This window comes from Paracandidimonas lactea (genome assembly GCF_021653995.1).
Classification (GTDB): Bacteria; Pseudomonadota; Gammaproteobacteria; order Burkholderiales; family Burkholderiaceae_B; genus Allopusillimonas; species Allopusillimonas lactea.
This window is the reverse complement of sequence record NZ_JAJJOZ010000002.1, coordinates 348,180-364,248: the sequence shown is the minus strand read 5'-3', so window position 1 is coordinate 364,248 and position 16,069 is coordinate 348,180. Positions and strand designations below refer to the sequence as shown.

Below are 16,069 nucleotides of genomic sequence, written 5' to 3'. Positions count from 1 at the left end.
TGCATCGTGTGTGCCGCGCCCGGTTCACAGCCCGGGCGGGCCTCAATACCAGGCGCGCGCCAAATGGCGCGCATCAGCGGCCCCCCCCCCACGCGGGGCCGCACGTCATTCTGCCCGCCGCAGTACCGCCACAGGCAGTTGTGCCAATACCTGGGTAACAGGCAAGGTACCCTGCGGGCCCGCCCGCCGCCATGTACGCGCCAAGACATCCTCGAACGGCGCATCGCCCATGCCGGCCGGCAACACTATGCGTGTATCGCCCCAAAACGCCGCGGGCACAACCGGCTGGTCGGCTCCGCACACTGCGTGTGCGCACAGCCGGGGCGCCAATACGACGATAGCTTCACCCTCCACGATGCGCGCATAGGCAATCAAATTCGCCCTGCGCTCTCCCGTGACTGCCAGCGGCAGATAATTGCCTCCCGCGAACACGTCGGGCACCTCGCGGCGCAGCCCCAGGAGCCGTGCAAGCAGCGCCTGCTTGATGCAGCCAGAACGCCAATCCATCAGCAGATCCCGCAAGCTGTCATCGATGCGCACAAGCGCTTGCGCACGGGCATCGAAATCCACTGCTGCGCGGTTATCGGGGTCTACTAGGCTGAAGTCCCACCATTCGGTGCCCTGATATAGATCAGGTATGCCAGGCGCGGTCATACGGAGCACCATCTGGCTGAAACTGTTGACCGCGCCCGCCGGCGCGATGTACTGCGCAAACTCACCGATCTCGCGCAGCAGCGCGTGCCTGCCCTGCTCCAGCACGAGGCTGATCAGATAGTCCTCCGCGATCTGCTCATACCAGCGGTCAGGCCTGAACCAGCCTGTATTCTGCTTGGCCTCGCGCAACGCCTTGGTTTGCCATTGCACCAGCCGGTGCACATAAGCGCGCACGCCGACGCTGTCTCCCACGGCCAGCCCAGGCGGCCATGCGCCTATCATGGTCTGCAACAACATATACCGCTCGCCCGCGCGATGCGGCTCCAGGGGCGCCGCGTCTGGATCCGACCAGTGGAGCCAGCGCAGGGCGGCCTCGCGCCAACGAGCCGGCATCTCGCTGAGTACGGCCAGGCGGGCGCGCACGTCTTCGCCGCGTTTATGATCGTGCGTGGCGGTCGTGATCATGCCACGTGGACTTTCATGCACGCGGCGCGCGGCCAGCGCGTGGAAGGCCTCAGGCGACAGCGCAAACATATCAGGGTCTGCGCCCACCTCATTGCGCGACAACAGCCTGCCGTAGCGGTAGAACATGGTGTCTTCCTGCGACTTCGCGGCCAGCGGCGGTGTCAACTGCTGAAAGCGCTGTATCGCCTCGCGAAGCGGGCCGGGCGGCGCCACCCGCGCGTCGACATAGCTGCGATAGACCGGAAACGTCGTCAGGATGCCGTCTACCATACGGCCTGCCAGCGCTGGGCTCCAGTGCTCCACCTCGCTGGGCGATACCTGAGCGATGCTGCGCAGCAAGAGGCTGCGCTCCGCCACGAAGTGGCGCCGCAACAGCTGCTTGCGCGCATCGCACACATGCTCGGCAGCACTGCGCGCATCACCGCTAACCTCGCTCCACGCATCGGCAAGCGGGCGCTCACCGCCAGGGTCATGCAGGACGGCACTGGCCTGATCCATGAAATCGTAGCCTGTGGTGCCGTCGATCTCCCAACTGTCGTCGAGCGATTCACCCCAGGCAAAGATCTTTTCAACAACAAGCCAGGGCGGATTGTTGCGCAGCCCTGGTGGGCGCAGGCCCTGGTGCGACGCCAGCGCGGCGCGCAGCGCACGGCAATAAGCAGGCGGCTCCGCCATACCGTCGACATGGTCAACGCGCACGCCGTCGATCAGACCCTCGGCATACAGGCGCAGCGTCAGCGCATGCACGGCATCGAACACTCGTGCATCCTCAACCCGTACGCCAATCAGATCACCGATCTCGAAAAAACGGCGCCAATTCACATAGCGCGCGGCACAACGCCACCAGGCCAGCAGATAGTGCTGGCGATCCAGCAATTGACGCAGGCGCCGCCTGCCATCGTGCGTGGTCGCCTCGTAGCGCCGAGCCAGCAAGTCGGGCGCCAAACCGGTGTCATCATCTTCCAGCGACCCGGGCGCAAGCGGAAACCGCATGCCTGCCGCGCGGATGAAGTATTCACCGATGTCTCGATCGAACACCAACTGGATTTGCCCCGCCGCCATACTGCGGCCATAAGGCTGGCTCAGAAAGGGGGCCAGCACTTTCCCGCGCAACTGGCGTGACGGCGGCTCCCAATCGATATCGAACCATCGTGCGTACGCACTGTCGCGACCATGTTTGAGCACATCCCACCACCAGGCATTGTCGGGGTGCGTAGCCATGTGGTTGGGCACGATATCCAGCACAATCCCCATTTCTCGATCGCGACAGGCCTGGGCAAGCCGCATGAATGCTTCCTGGCCACCTAGTTCCGGGTTAATGCGCGCATGATCTACCACGTCATAACCATGCGGCGAACCCGGCCGCGCTTGTGCGATGGGCGACAGATAAAGATGGCTGATACCCAGGGCATCGAAATAGCCCAGACGCTCCCGGGCCTGATCAAAGGTGAAGGCTTGATTCAACTGCAGACGGACCGTTGCACGCAGACTATTCATAACGCCCCCCGCGGCGTAAGCGTGGCGATTGTTTCGTACTCGGCCAGGCTCGCCGGCCGTGTATGGCCCCGGCTATGGGTGGCAACCGGATAGATGACCGCTTCGGCAGGGCAAGCCGGGCCGGGCAGCGCAATCGCGCCTCCGCCCAAATTGCAGTATAGGCGCAGGAGGCTGTCGTCTCCCAATACCCAGGCGGCTGCCACAGCGGCTGGGCCGATAGCGTCAGCACCCGCACTGCGTGCACCCACCAGCCGCGGGACGATGTGCGTATGGCGCACACCCAACAACGCGGCGTACAAGGCTCGCCACTCCTGATGCCGAACATGGTCGCCGGCCAGCGCGCGCGAGGCCTCCCACGTTGTCCGTGCATTCGGGTCTGGCACGTCGACCGGCATGGCGCCATCTTCATGCACCGCGTGTTCCCGGCGCCGGCCGTCGAATACGGCACGAGCGAGTTCCGCATTCTCGAAACTCGTGAAGTACAGAAACGGGGCCGTGGCGCCGTATTCTTCGCCCATGAATATCAGCGGGATGTGCGGCGCCAGTAACTGCAACGCGATGGCTGCACGCAGCGCGGCGGGCCGGCCAACGCACAGTGTGGCCAGCCGCTCGCCCAGGGTACGGTTGCCCGTCTGGTCGTGGTTCTGCAGAAAGGACACAAAGGCGGTGGGCGGCAACGACTTGCTGGGCGTACCACGTGGGCGCCCGCCACGGAATGGACTGGGCTGGCCTTGATAATCAAAGCCTTCGGCCAGACAACGCGCCAACCTCTGGGCCGGTTCATGCGCGTAGTCGGCATAGTAATGGTGCGACTCACCGGTGAGCAGGTGATGCAGGACATGATGCAAGTCGTCGTTCCATTGCGCATCGAAATCATGCCTGAGCAGCCCCGCATCGTTGTCATCATTCTCGAGCACCAAATGCACATGCCGGCCTGGCTCAATACGCGCGCGCACGAAAGCGGCCATCTCCACCAGCCAGTCCTTGCCAGCAATGGCGTGCACAGCATCCAGCCGCAAGCCGTCGAAACGGTATTCGCGCAGCCAATAAAGGGCGTTCTCGGCAAAAAATTCGCGCACCTGAGGGCGACGAAAATCAATGGCTGGCCCCCAAGGGGTATGCACATCATCGCGAAAGAAGTGCGGTGCGTAGGTGTGCAGGTAATTGCCGTCGGGGCCGAAGTGGTTGTACACCACATCGAGAAACATCTGTATACCCAAACCGTGCGCGGTATCCACCAATTGGCGCAGATCGTCGGGCGTGCCATAGGCACCGTCGGGCGCGTAGGGCAGCACGCCGTCATAACCCCAATTACGCGGCCCGGAAAAGTCCGCCACCGGCATCAGCTCAAGCGCTGTCACACCCAGGTCGGCGAGATCCGGCAGGCGCTCCTGCACGCCCCGAAATCCACCCAACAAACCTACGTGCACCTCATACAGCACCGTCCGCGGCCAGGGCAAGCCTTGCCAACCGGGGTTCTGCCACGCATAGCCAGAAGCCGGCACGACACTGGCATCGTGCACATCGCCATCCTGCTGGCGTGAGGCGGGGTCGGGCACATCCAGCGCACCTACGCGAAAACGATAGGTGCTGCCACGCGGACAAGCGACTGTGAGCGTGAAGAAGCCATCCCCCTCGGCCACCATCGGCAACGGTGGATGACCATCAAGCACCAGCCCGACCGCGTCACACGCGGGCGCCCAGAGGCGGAACCGCACCCGCCCATCGGGCAGCAAACTCGGCCCGAATGAATACTCGTCGACAGCACCATGCAGCTGGGCGACCACGGCTGAACTCACTGCGGGCCGGCGCCGGGCGCCGGCCCGCTCAAAAGAGCGTTGAGGCGCCCCGCGGCGTGGTGCTCGAATGATCACCGTTGCCGCGCAACCGTATGGCGATGGAGTCTGCGCCGCGGCCACGCTGCGCCTGGCTCGCCGGCACGGCTACCTGCTGCGCCGCGCTCCCCCCCCAGCGGCGCCGTCCGAGCAGGCCGCCACGGCGCTCCGGAATACGATCCAGAGCCACATCGGGGCGCAGCGCCTGGTAGGCCATCAGGTATGCGGGCGTGGTTTTGTTCCAACTGAAATCAGCCCGCATGCCATTGGCCTGCATCATGCGCCATACCTCGGGGATGCGCCGTAGCGACATGGCACGGCTGACCGCGCGCGCCATGTCGAAAGGCGTCTCGCCGCTGAACAAGACGCCGGTCGCGCGGCGCATGGCGCCAGGCGGCAGGCCCGGGCCCGGATCAACGATGGTATCCACCATACCTCCGACGCTGGAGCCAATGGGAACAGTGCCATAACGCATGGCATACAGCGGGGTCAACCCAAAGGGTTCGAAACGGCTCCCGTGCAGCAGAATATCGGCGCCGGCATGCAGCAAGTGCGATCGCGCTTCGTCAAAACCCACCCACACGGCGCAACGCCCCGGATAGGCGCTGGCCATGCCGCACAGGCCCGCCTCGATCGCGTGATCTCCCTTGCCCATGATGCACACTTGAAGCTCGGGATGCGTTTCCAGCATCATCGGCACCGCCGGAATGAGCACGTCCGCCATCTTCTGTTCGGTCATTCTGCTGCCGACCGCCATCACAGTGGCATCGGGCCGTTCGTCGAGCCCGAACGCATGCTGCAGATCGGTCTTGCACAGTGCCTTGTTATCCAACCGATTCAGGCTGAACGCATGGCCATTCAAATATCGGTCGGTTTCAGGATCCCACGTCTGCGAATCTATGCCGTTGGCAATAGGCACAATGTCTTCGCGCCGCGACTGCAGCAGCCCCTCCAGGCCGCAACCGAATGCTGGCGTCAGGATTTCTCGTGCATAGTTATGGCTGACGACAGTGATCGTATCCGCACTGCGCAGGCCCGCGGCAAGAAAGTTAACCTGCCCATACAGCATAAGGGAAGCGGCCCTCACGGCGCCAATGCCGATCTCCTTCACCACGTCGGCATTGAAGTTGCCCTGGAATGCAATGTTGTGCAGTGTCAGCACTGATTTAACGTCGCTCAGCCCCGTGCGACGCATCAGCCAAGGTGCCAGCGCCGTATGCCAATCGTGCGCATGCACAATATGCGGACGCGGCACACCGTCCAGGCCCCGCGCCACATGTACCGCCGCGTGCGAGAGTGCGGCAAACCGCACATGGTTGTCATCAAACGGCACACCGTCGGCGGACACGTACAGCCCTTCTCTGTCATACAGAGCATCGTTGCGCAGCAGCAGCACAGGCAGATCCAGCGCCTGGCTGCGCCCCGCCACGAGTGTCGCACGTCCGCCCGGCAAATCATCCAGCACGGCCACTTCACGCGCGCCCAGCAATTGTCCGATGGCGCCGGGATAGGCGGGAAGCAGCAGCGTAATCGCCACTCCCTCCATCGCAATCCCCTGCGCCATGCCGCTCACGGCGTCGCCCAGGCCGCCGGTCTTTGCCAGCGGATATGCTTCAGCACTCACAGCAAGTATGTTCAATGTCACAATCAGTCTCCCATTGAGCGCGATGCCATGCGATGCTCGTCGCCCCTGGCACCTGCGCGCTGTTCAGCGCCGGACGCATTCTGTGCCGCCCAACACATCCTGTAAAAACTACCGCCCGTCGTAAAAGCTTTACCGGGCCGGGGAGCCCGCACCCAGGCGACAATGCCCCTGCTTTACTTCAAAGCAATATTCGTGCCGAAAAACTCGCGCGCCACACAACAATCGAGGCATGCACAGCCAGGCATGCGGTTTGCCGACAGTCGCGCGCCTGCGGCCGCCCCTTTGCGGTGCAAGCTATTGTTTATGATGCGTTCCGCTTGCTGGGACGCCGATCAACCACATTACGGAGCGCCCATGACACAGCACTTGAACGGGGCCCAGCGTCCCGGAAGCTGGCGGGCCCACGTACCGGAACCACCCGGCTATGATCCGACCACGCCACCGGGACAGACCCCCGAGCGTCCCCCTGAACAGGAGCCGGATTTTCCACCGGAGCGGGATCCCGATATACCGCCTGAACGCCCTCCGGCGGAAGACCCGGAACGTGATATCAACCTGCCACCCCGCGAACGGCGCGATGACGTACGCGACCCGCGGCGCAGTTGAACCATGCACGGGATACCTTCCGTTAATGAACGCGTGAGCGGCGGATGAAAACCGAGATGAACAACCTAGCGGAAATCCGACTCGTCGGTGTCGGTGGATTCGCCGTATTCCTCGAGCCGGTTGTAGAGTGTCTTGAGACTGATGCCCAGCATCCTGGCGGCGGCCTTCTTGACGCCACCGCATTGCTTGAGCGTAGCCAGGATGAGTTGCCGGTTGGCCTCTGCCAGCGACGAACCCACCGGCACCATGACATCGGAAGGCCCGTTGGTGGTGTGCATGCTCAACTCGAAAGCGGAAAACTCGCCCTCGATGACATTGTCGCTCAGGATGTAGCTGCGATAGACATAGTTACGCAGTTCACGGATATTGCCGGGCCATGCGTGCTTCTTCATGGCAGCCAACGTGGCGGGCGCAAAGGTCTTTGCAGTCTGGTGCTCGCGATTGAGCTGGCCCAGGAAATGCTCCGCCAGCAGCACCACGTCGTCATCGCGTTCGCGCAAAGGCGGCAATTCGAGCGGAAAGACACTCAGGCGGTGATAGAGATCCTCGCGCAGGTTGCCGGCAGCGACAGCCTGCTCAGGGTTGCGGTTGGTGGCGGCTACCACACGCACATCGGCAACGGTTTCTTCGTGCGTGCCCACCCGCATGAAGCGGCCGGTTTCCAGCACCCGCAGCAAACGCACCTGCAACTCCATGGACATTTCAGTGATTTCATCGAGGAAAATGGTGCCGCCCCGGGCTCGCTCGAAGTAGCCTTTGTGCTGCCTGTCGGCGCCCGTGAAACTGCCTTTTTCGTGCCCGAAGAGCTCGCTCTCGATCAAATTGGGCGAGATCGCGCCGCAGTTGATGGCAATAAAGGGGCCTTCGCTGCGCGGGCTGGCCAAGTGTATCGCCTCGGCGGCCAATTCTTTGCCTGTACCGCTTTCGCCCACCAGCAAGACCGTGGCCTGCGTGGGCGCCACCTTCTCGATATGCGCGCAGAGCAATTGCATCGCCCGCGAACTACCGATCATCTTTGCAAAGCAGTCGCTCGCCCCGACGGCGTCGCGTCCGGGCGTGACGTGCCTGAGCTCCTCCAGAATGCCGCGCAGCCGCCTGAGGCTGACTGGCTTGAGCAGATAGTCGATCGCCCCGCAGCGCAAGGCTTCGATCGCGCTGTCGACACTGGAATAGCCAGTAATGAACACAACCCGCGTCCCGGGCTGCTCGACAGTGCGCCAAAACGCCATACCGTCGCCATCGGGCAGATTCATATCAAGCAGCACCACATCGGGCTTCTGCCGTTCGATCTGGATGCGGGCCTGCCGCACGCTCCCGGCTTGCGCAGTGGTATAGCCCTCTTCGGTGGCGATGTCCACGATCAGTTCCCTGACCGCGTTGTCATCGTCAACAATCAAAAGATGCGACATATATCTTTATGCGACAATTTATTACGATCACGTCATGCTTCCCCTGAATGGCGGCAACCCTGTGAAGGCGGGCGCCGGTCGCGTGCGGATACTTTCTACTCCTTACCCAAGTTGACAGTCCTTCACTATCGTACGCGGTTTCCACGCACCCAAATGAAAGGAATGATTACACCAAATACAAAATATTTTCGCGCTATCCTCACAGGGCATTGCCTGGCAGGCCGTCAACCATGAACACCGCCGCCAAGATCCTGGGGCGTTCGCATGCAGCCTATGAGCTGGCACGCGGCATCGTAAAAGCCGCGCCTACGCAAGCATCGGTATTCATTGTCGGTGAAAGCGGAACCGGCAAGGAAATCGTGGCACGCACCATCCACGAACGCAGCCTGCGCAAGGATGCGCCGTTCGTGGCCATAAATTGCGGCGCCATCAGCCCCTCGCTGGCCGAAAGCGAGCTGTTCGGCCACGAAAAGGGGAGCTTCACGGGCGCCGCCGCCACCACCATGGGCTGCTTCGAACGCGCCCACCCCGGTACGCTGTTTCTTGACGAAATCACGGAAATGCCGCTTTCCATGCAAGTGCTGCTGCTGCGTGTGCTTGAAAGCGGGTACTACAACCGCGTAGGTGGGTCCGAGCCCTTGCGGGTGGATTTACGCATCATTGCGGCCACCAACCGCGATCCAAAAACGGCGGTGCTCACGGGCGGCTTCAGGGCCGATCTGCTCTATCGCCTGGCGGTATTCCCGCTGCGCGTGCCCTCGCTGCGCGAACGTAAATCGGACATCCCTTATCTGGCGCAACGCTTTCTGGATGAACTCAACGAACAGGAAAAAACAGCCAAGACATTCTCCAAATCATCGCTTGAGAACCTGGAGCATCACAACTGGCCGGGCAATATCCGGGAACTCAAGAACACGATCACCCGAGCGTTTATCCTGGCCGATGACGAATTGCGGATTTCCCCGCTGAGCCCCGAGTTTCAGCCGGGCGAACTGGAGGTCAAACAGGGTTATCTGAAAATCCCAGTGGGCACGCCCCTGGGCCACGCCCAGCGAGCCGTGATCATGGCAACGCTGGAACATTTCCAGGGCGACAAGCGCCGCACTGCACACGCACTGGGAATCAGCCCGAAAACTCTTTACAACCGGCTGGAGCGGTTTGACGAGCCCTCCGAGCATTGAGCAATGGAATATTCTTACATCAGTCGGTAAGTTTTCGCGCCTTGTTGTGCAGCTTGGGCAAGGCATGCCTGCCGGAGAACCGTGTATTGCCGTGCATATCCGAAACTGGCACTGATATTGCTTCAGTACCATTGGAAGAAAACCCGCACGCGCACCCATTACGAACAGTAAGAAGGGGAATCACGGTGACACAAATTTCTTATGCCTTGCAGGCTAAACAGCAGACCACCCTTACGCCTCGCCTGCAACAATCCGTCCGGCTGCTTCAGATGTCGACGCTGGATTTCAACCGCGAAGTCGCACAAGCCATTGCTTCCAATCCCTTTCTGGAAGAACACGACGAAGAGTCGTCCTCCGCCGAAGATACGGCGAATCCGCACGCGACACCGCAGATCATGGAGGACGACGCGGAACGCCCTGTGGCAGCCTCGAATGCGGACGCGCTTGGCAGCGCCGCCGACGATGCGTTCGACAGTGCCGCCGCATCCCCCGATATCCAACAGCTGGACGCCATGCCGGCCGAACAGCCCGCGTATGCAGGCGACTACCCTTCAAATCGGCGCGATGACATGCCTGACACCGACGTGGGCCAATGGGCACACAGCGAATACACGCTGCAGGACGCGCTGCTCGCCGATCTGTGCGGTTTTGCGCTCAGCGAGCGTGATCGCTGTCTGGCGATTTATGTGATTGAAGCCATCGATGACGACGGCTACTTGCGTACGCCGCTTGAAGAGCTGGCAGGCCCCGAGGCGTTTGCGCCACCGGTCAAGCGCGCCGAATGGGAAACCGCACTGCGGCTGGTGCAGCATCTGGGCGCACCGGGCGTTGGCGCGCGCACGCTGTCGGAATGCCTGACGCTGCAGTTACAAGCCATGGAAGAGGATACCCCAGGCCGCGGACACGCCTTGCGCATTGTGCAGGATCAACTTGAGCGTCTGGGCCGCTGCGATTATGCGGGCATTGCGCGGGCCATTGGCTGCACTGAAACCGAAGCGCGTGAAGGTGGGCTGCTGATTCGCGGCCTCACGCCGCGCCCGGGCCATGATTACGGCGATGTGGATCCCTCGTGTTATGTGGTACCTGATGCCTTCGTGCGCAAGGCGGGCAAAGCCTGGGTCGCATCCAGCAACCCGGAGGCAGTGCCGCGCGCACGCCTGAACGATACCTACGCCAAGCTGTTTCGCCAGACGCGCCACGGCGACCGCGCGATGATGTCACAGGCGCTGCAGGAGGCGCGCTGGCTGATGCGCAGCCTGGAACAGCGCACCCAGACGATACAGCGCGTGGCCCAGGCCATTGTGGCGCGGCAACAGACCTTTTTCGAGTACGGCGATGTGGCGCTGCGCCCCCTGATGCTCAGCGAAATCGCGCAGGAACTGGAGATGCATGAGTCCACTGTCTCGCGCGCCACAAGCAATAAGTATCTGGCCACGCCGCGCGGCATTTATGAATTCAAGCATTTCTTTACGCGTGAGCTGGCAACCCGATCCGGCGGCACCTGCTCCGCCGGCGCGGTGCGCGCATTGATCCAGGAGATGATCGACGAGGAGAACCCGCGCGAGCCACTGTCAGACGTGGTGCTGGCGAGCATGCTTGCCCGAGAGGGCATCATGGTGGCGCGCCGCACGGTTTCCAAATACCGCGCCCAGATCAAGTACCCGCCCGCCGAGCTGCGCCGCGCGCCGTAGTCGACGCGCCTATATCTCGCATGCCGCCCGCCAGCCTGTGGTTCTCCACTGTCGGACCGCCATGCGCAGGCGGGAGCGCGCAATGAGACCCCATGACTACAATGGTGCTCACTGCCCCTTGCCGATCCCAGGCGGGCGAACAACGGATCGTCGCTTATGACCGCCTCCACCTTACCTGCAATCGCGCTGCTGGGCACCGGCGGCACCATTGCCGCCACGGCAGCGCATGCCAGTGCTGTCACAGATTACGATGTCACTGAAGGCGTAGATGCTTTGCTCGCCGTCGTGCCCGAGCTTGCCACGCTGGCGCATATCGTCCCGCATCAGGTGTTCAACACCGATAGCCGCTACATGACCGGCGACCATCTGCTGCGCCTCTGCGCGGCCGTGCAGGCAGCGCTTGACCAGCCCGCTATCGCCGGCGCTGTCGTCACACATGGCACCGACACTATCGAGGAAACAGCTTATTTCCTGAACCTGATGCTCAAAAGCGCCAAGCCCGTCGTACTCACTGGTGCGATGCGGCCGGCCTCGGCCTTGAGTGCCGACGGCCCCATGAATCTGTTCGACGCTGTTGCCGTGGCCGCCTCGCCAGCCGCGCGCGGCCACGGTGTGCTGGTGGCCATGAATGGCGCCATCCATGGCGCCCGGGAGGTTTCCAAGCATCACACGACGCAGGTACAGGCGTTTTGGTCGGGCGAGGCCGGCTGCATGGGCTCTATACAGGGTGGCGTGGTCTCGCTGTGGCACACGGCCTTGCGCGCCCACACGATGGAAACGCCATTCTCGCTACAGGCGCTGGCCGGCGGCGAGGCCCTGCCCCGGGTCGACATCCTCTACGATCACCAGGACGCTGGCGCTCATCTGTGCCAGGCCAGCATCCAGGCCGGCGTCGACGGGATCGTAATCGCTGCCATGGGTAATGGCAGCCTGTCCGCCGGCATGCAGGCGGGCGTGAAGGCCGCCTCAGAACATGGCCTGCTTTGTATACGCAGCACCCGCACCGGTGCGGGCCCCGTCACCCACAGCCGCGACGACGACGCTCTGGGTACCCTCTGTGCCAATACGCTCAATCCGCAGAAAGCCCGCATCCTCTTGATGCTCGCTCTAACCGTAACCGGCGACCGGGCGGCGATCCAGGGACTCTTTGAGCGTTATTGACTCATATACAAGCGAGGTGTGCGCCCTTACTCCAGCAGCCGCAAGCCGCTTTCGAAGCAACGACGGTCGCCCGTGAACGGGTCATCGAACGCAATGCGCCGCGCCAACAACTGCAATGGGCGCGAATAATCTTCCGCATCAAGGGCAGCCCCCGCGGCGGCACCTTCCCCATACAGCGTGTCATTGAGAATAGGGCACCCCAGCGCCCGCATATGCACCCGCAACTGATGCTTGCGCCCCGTCAGCGGCCGCAGCACATAGCGGCCAAGCGCCGCAGGGCGCACGGCCTCGGAAACACGCCCATTGGCGGACAATACTTCAGATGTGGCATCCGAAGCAGGCGCATCCGCCCTTTGCGAAGCCGCGGCATCCAGCCCCAGCACCTCCACCAGCGACACCTCGGTCAGGCTGTTGGGCGCACCCTCCATCACCCGCATCGTCAACCGCCCCGGCTCGGGCTCGATGCGGGCCTCATAGACCAGCGTCTCGCCCACTGCGCCCCGCGCCGGCGCCAGCGCCTCATACTCCTTGGCCACCGCCCGCGACTGGAATAGTGACTGGTAGGCACCGCGTGCGGATGGATCGATACAGAACACCAGCACGCCCGCCGTTTCGCGGTCGAGCCGGTGCAGAGGCGTCAGCCAGGGCGCCTCTAGATCGCGCCGCAAACGCGTGAGCGCCGTTTCCCGCAGATGCCGTCCGCCGGGCGTGCTGGCCAGAAAATGCGGCTTGTCCACCACCACCAGGCGGTCGTCGCGGAACAGCACGGACATATTGAATGGCACATCCGCCTCATTCGGCACCTCGCGGTAATACCATAGCCAAGTGCGCGGCCGATAAGGGCTGTGGGCCCGCTGCGGCACGCCCTCGGCGTCGACAATGTCGCCGCGCGCCAGCCGCTCAGCCAGCACCTCGGGCGCAATGAAGGGGAAGCGCCCTGGCAGGTAGTCGCCCAGCGTTCGCCAGGGGCCATCAGGCAGATAGACGCGGCTCGCGCCGACGCCGTCGCGGGCAGGCAGCGGCGCGGCGGCGGGCAGCCGACCGCCCGCCGAGGGATAGTTACGACCCACGATGGAAACGTCGCTGCACGGTGCCAGCCACGCAGGAGCAAGCATCCTCCATCACGCCGCCGCAGGCCCGGGCCCACCCTGACGGCGTATGCGCACGCCCTGCCAGAACCAGATCAAGGCCAGGAGCAGCAGCGCGGGCACATACACCCAGAAGTCAGACGGCCGGGCGGGGTTGGGGATCAGCACCTTGTTGATATCCCAACCTTGTTCCCAGCCCGCCTTGCGCGCTTGGCTGCCGAAACGCACAGCCGCAATCTGAGCCGTGTCACCCATCGCCATGACTGTCAAACCCGCCTCAGACAAGCGTTTCATGCCCGCCGCATCACCTTTGAGCGAGGAGCCCTCGGGCAGCGCCGGCAGCGGCACCGCCACTGTCTTCTGCAACTCTTCCCCTTCCAGATTCATGCCGCTCAGCACGGCCACCAGGCGGCCACCATCGCGCATTCCTTCGGAGATCTTGTAAAGCTGCGAAGGCGGATGCGCCTCGTATTTGGGTGCAACATAGTTCATGAACCAGTCGGGGCGAAACAGCATGAAGGTAACCAAGAACAGCAACAATATCTCGACCCAATTGCAACGTACACGCATCCAGAACAACGTCGCCGCCGCAAAGGTGAGCGACGCCAATGTGGCCCCCCCTACCACCAGTACCAATTCCCACCAGTTGTCGACACCGATCAGCAACAGCATGGGGTTGAAGATGAACATGAAGGGCAGCACTGCGGTGCGCAGCGCGTAGGTGACGCCCTGGATGCCGGTCTTGATGGGATCTTCGCCCGAAATGGCTGCGGCGGCGAACGTGGCCAGCCCCACAGGCGGCGTGATGTCGGCCATGATCCCGTAATAGAACACGAACATATGCACAGCGATCAGCGGGATCACCAAGCCACTTTGCGCACCCAGTTCGACCACCACCGGGGCCATCAGCGTTGCCATCAGGATGTAGTTGGCGGTGGTGGGCATGCCCAGGCCAAGCACCAGGCAGACGGCCGCGGTGAAGAACAGCATGGCCAGTACACTGCCCATCGACACCAGCTCAACAAATGCCGTCATGCGCAGACCCAGGCCAGTGAGTGTAATGGCACCCACGATCAGCCCGGCCGTGCCGCAGGCAATGGCAATGCCGATCATATTGCGGGCGCCTTCCTGCAAGCCCACGACGGCCTCATCAACACCTTGGCGCATGCCAGGCCACATGGGCTGCCCACGGAACCAGGCAATGATGGGCCGCTGCGTCACCATTTGGATCAACATGCCCACTGCCGCCCAGAAGGCCGACAAGCCCGCCGACAACTGCTCCACCGAGAGGCACCACACCAGGATGCCAATGGGGATCAGGTAATAAAGACCGGCCCGTACCGTCGGCCAGGGTTCCGGCCGTACGGGGTTGGTGATACTGATATCGGTAGGCAGGTCCGGGTGCGCGGCAGCCACCCTGAGCAGCCATACATACAGCACGGCCAGCAGCGCCAGCAATATCCAGATTGCGGCCGCGCCAGCCGCCGCCTGCACGCCTACGCCTATCCAATACACCAGCCCCATTACCACGAGTGTACCGGCGATACCCATGCCCCAGCCGGCAATCTTCTGCAGCGGCGTGCGCGGCTTGCCCGTGGACATCATGGGCTGGATGCCCAGCTTCAGCGCTTCCAGATGAACGATGTAGAACAATGCGATGTAGGAAATCGTCGCGGGCAGAATGGCGTGGCGAATGATGTCGGTATAAGGGATGCCCACGTATTCGATCATCAGGAACGCGGCCGCGCCCATCACCGGCGGCATGATCTGCCCATTGACCGACGATGCGGTTTCGATTGCGCCCGCGCGTATGCCGCCGTAGCCGGCGCGCTTCATCAGCGGGATGGTGAAAATGCCACCCGTCACCACGTTGGCTACCGACGAGGCCGACACAATGCCATTGACGGCAGACGACACCACCGCCACTTTGGCCGGCCCGCCGCGCAGGTGCCCCAACAGCGCGAACGACACTTGCATCATGTAGTTGCCTGCGCCGCAGCGGTCCAACAGCGAACCGAGCAACACGAAAATGAAGATGTACGATACCGACACGCCCAGCGCCACCCCATATACACCTTCGGTTGTCAGCCACATGTGCGACACCAGACGCTCGAGCGACGCCCCGCGATGCGCCAGCGCGTCGGGCAGCCATGGGCCCAGGAACACATAGGCGACAAACACCGCGCCCAATACCGCCATGGGTGCACCCAGCGAGCGCCGCGTTACTTCAAGCAACAGCAGTAGCCCAATCGAGGCCGTGACGATATCCATCGTCGTGGGAATACCCGGCCGGGAAGCGAGCTCTTTGTAGAACAGAAAGAGATAGGCGCCGCAAAAACCGGCGATGATCGCAAGCACCCAGTCGTACCAGGGCATCCTGTCGCGCGGCGAACGCTTGCGCGCGGGATAGGCCAGATAACCCAGGAACATGGCAGTGCCCAAGTGCAAAGCCCGCGCCTCGGTATCGTTGAAAATGCCGAAATTCAGTGCGAAAGGCAGCGGCGAGGCGAACCAGAGTTGATAAAGCGACCAAACAATCGCGCCGATGAAAAGTACGGCGCCGGTAAAGCCGCCCACCGAGCGGCCGCCGCGATCAACGTCGGCCACGAGTTGTTCGAGTTGAGCATTCGTCTGTTGCTCAGCAGATGCCGGCTGTGTGTGCGTGCTCATGAATGTTCCTATTGAGTACCTGGAATTGATGCCGCGCACGTCGCGCGCGGCGAGCCGGTCTAGCGGCCGTCGGGGACATTGCCACCGCCGGTGCGGTGCTTGGACGGCAAGCGGCGGCTTGTGGCCGCCCAGTGAGGATATGAAACGAAGCGATCGGGATACGCCGC

The 16,069-nt window shown here is 62.8% G+C and carries 10 protein-coding genes; 4 read left to right on the top strand and 6 right to left on the bottom strand.

The features are described from left to right. Positions 1–105: 105 nt before the first annotated feature. From treY to glgA, 3 genes are read right to left on the bottom strand one after another with little or no spacing between them, the layout of a single operon-like run. The gene (treY, locus tag LOL23_RS05590) at positions 106–2,616 is read right to left on the bottom strand and encodes a malto-oligosyltrehalose synthase (RefSeq protein WP_237173264.1); all 2,511 of its coding nucleotides are present in this window, start codon (positions 2,614–2,616) and stop codon (positions 106–108) included. Further along, positions 2,613–4,415, bottom strand: a complete 1,803-nt coding sequence (treZ, locus tag LOL23_RS05585; protein WP_237173263.1) for a malto-oligosyltrehalose trehalohydrolase — start codon at positions 4,413–4,415, stop codon at positions 2,613–2,615. Before treZ ends, treY begins: the two co-directional genes overlap by 4 nt. A gap of 28 nt (positions 4,416–4,443) precedes the next feature. After that, complete coding sequence (gene glgA, locus LOL23_RS05580) at positions 4,444–6,096, bottom strand: glycogen synthase GlgA (protein WP_160978312.1); 1,653 nt, start codon at positions 6,094–6,096, stop codon at positions 4,444–4,446. A 354-nt stretch (positions 6,097–6,450) separates the two neighbouring features. Between glgA and LOL23_RS05575 the strand changes: the two genes are divergently transcribed. Further along, positions 6,451–6,702 (top strand): hypothetical protein, encoded by a 252-nt coding sequence (locus LOL23_RS05575; RefSeq protein ID WP_237173262.1) that lies wholly within the window; start codon positions 6,451–6,453, stop codon positions 6,700–6,702. A 65-nt stretch (positions 6,703–6,767) separates the two neighbouring features. Here the strand turns inward: LOL23_RS05575 and LOL23_RS05570 are convergent, their stop codons facing one another. Further along, positions 6,768–8,111, bottom strand: a complete 1,344-nt coding sequence (locus LOL23_RS05570; RefSeq protein WP_160978314.1) for a sigma-54-dependent transcriptional regulator — start codon at positions 8,109–8,111, stop codon at positions 6,768–6,770. 230 nt (positions 8,112–8,341) lie between these two features. Here LOL23_RS05570 and LOL23_RS05565 point away from each other — a divergent pair, with 230 nt between their 5' ends. The 3 genes from LOL23_RS05565 to LOL23_RS05555 all read left to right on the top strand — a co-directional run bounded on the left by LOL23_RS05565 (position 8,342) and on the right by LOL23_RS05555 (position 12,144). Next, positions 8,342–9,292 carry a sigma-54 interaction domain-containing protein gene (locus LOL23_RS05565; protein WP_160978316.1) on the top strand — a complete coding sequence of 317 codons (951 nt, stop codon included), beginning with the start codon at positions 8,342–8,344 and terminating at the stop codon, positions 9,290–9,292. Between the two features lie 185 nt (positions 9,293–9,477). Then, entirely contained in the window at positions 9,478–10,983 is a 1,506-nt protein-coding gene (locus tag LOL23_RS05560) for an RNA polymerase factor sigma-54 (RefSeq protein WP_160978318.1), read from the top strand. Between the two features lie 156 nt (positions 10,984–11,139). Then, positions 11,140–12,144, top strand: a complete 1,005-nt coding sequence (locus LOL23_RS05555) for an asparaginase (RefSeq protein WP_160978320.1) — start codon at positions 11,140–11,142, stop codon at positions 12,142–12,144. 26 nt (positions 12,145–12,170) lie between these two features. On the opposite strand, the gene LOL23_RS05550 is transcribed toward LOL23_RS05555, so the two are convergent. Both LOL23_RS05550 and LOL23_RS05545 read right to left on the bottom strand, forming a co-directional pair. Beyond that, positions 12,171–13,259 (bottom strand): pseudouridine synthase, encoded by a 1,089-nt coding sequence (locus tag LOL23_RS05550; protein WP_160978648.1) that lies wholly within the window; start codon positions 13,257–13,259, stop codon positions 12,171–12,173. Positions 13,260–13,265: 6 nt separating this feature from the next. After that, the gene (locus tag LOL23_RS05545; RefSeq protein ID WP_237173261.1) at positions 13,266–15,902 is read right to left on the bottom strand and encodes a TRAP transporter permease; all 2,637 of its coding nucleotides are present in this window, start codon (positions 15,900–15,902) and stop codon (positions 13,266–13,268) included. Positions 15,903–16,069: the final 167 nt, after the last annotated feature.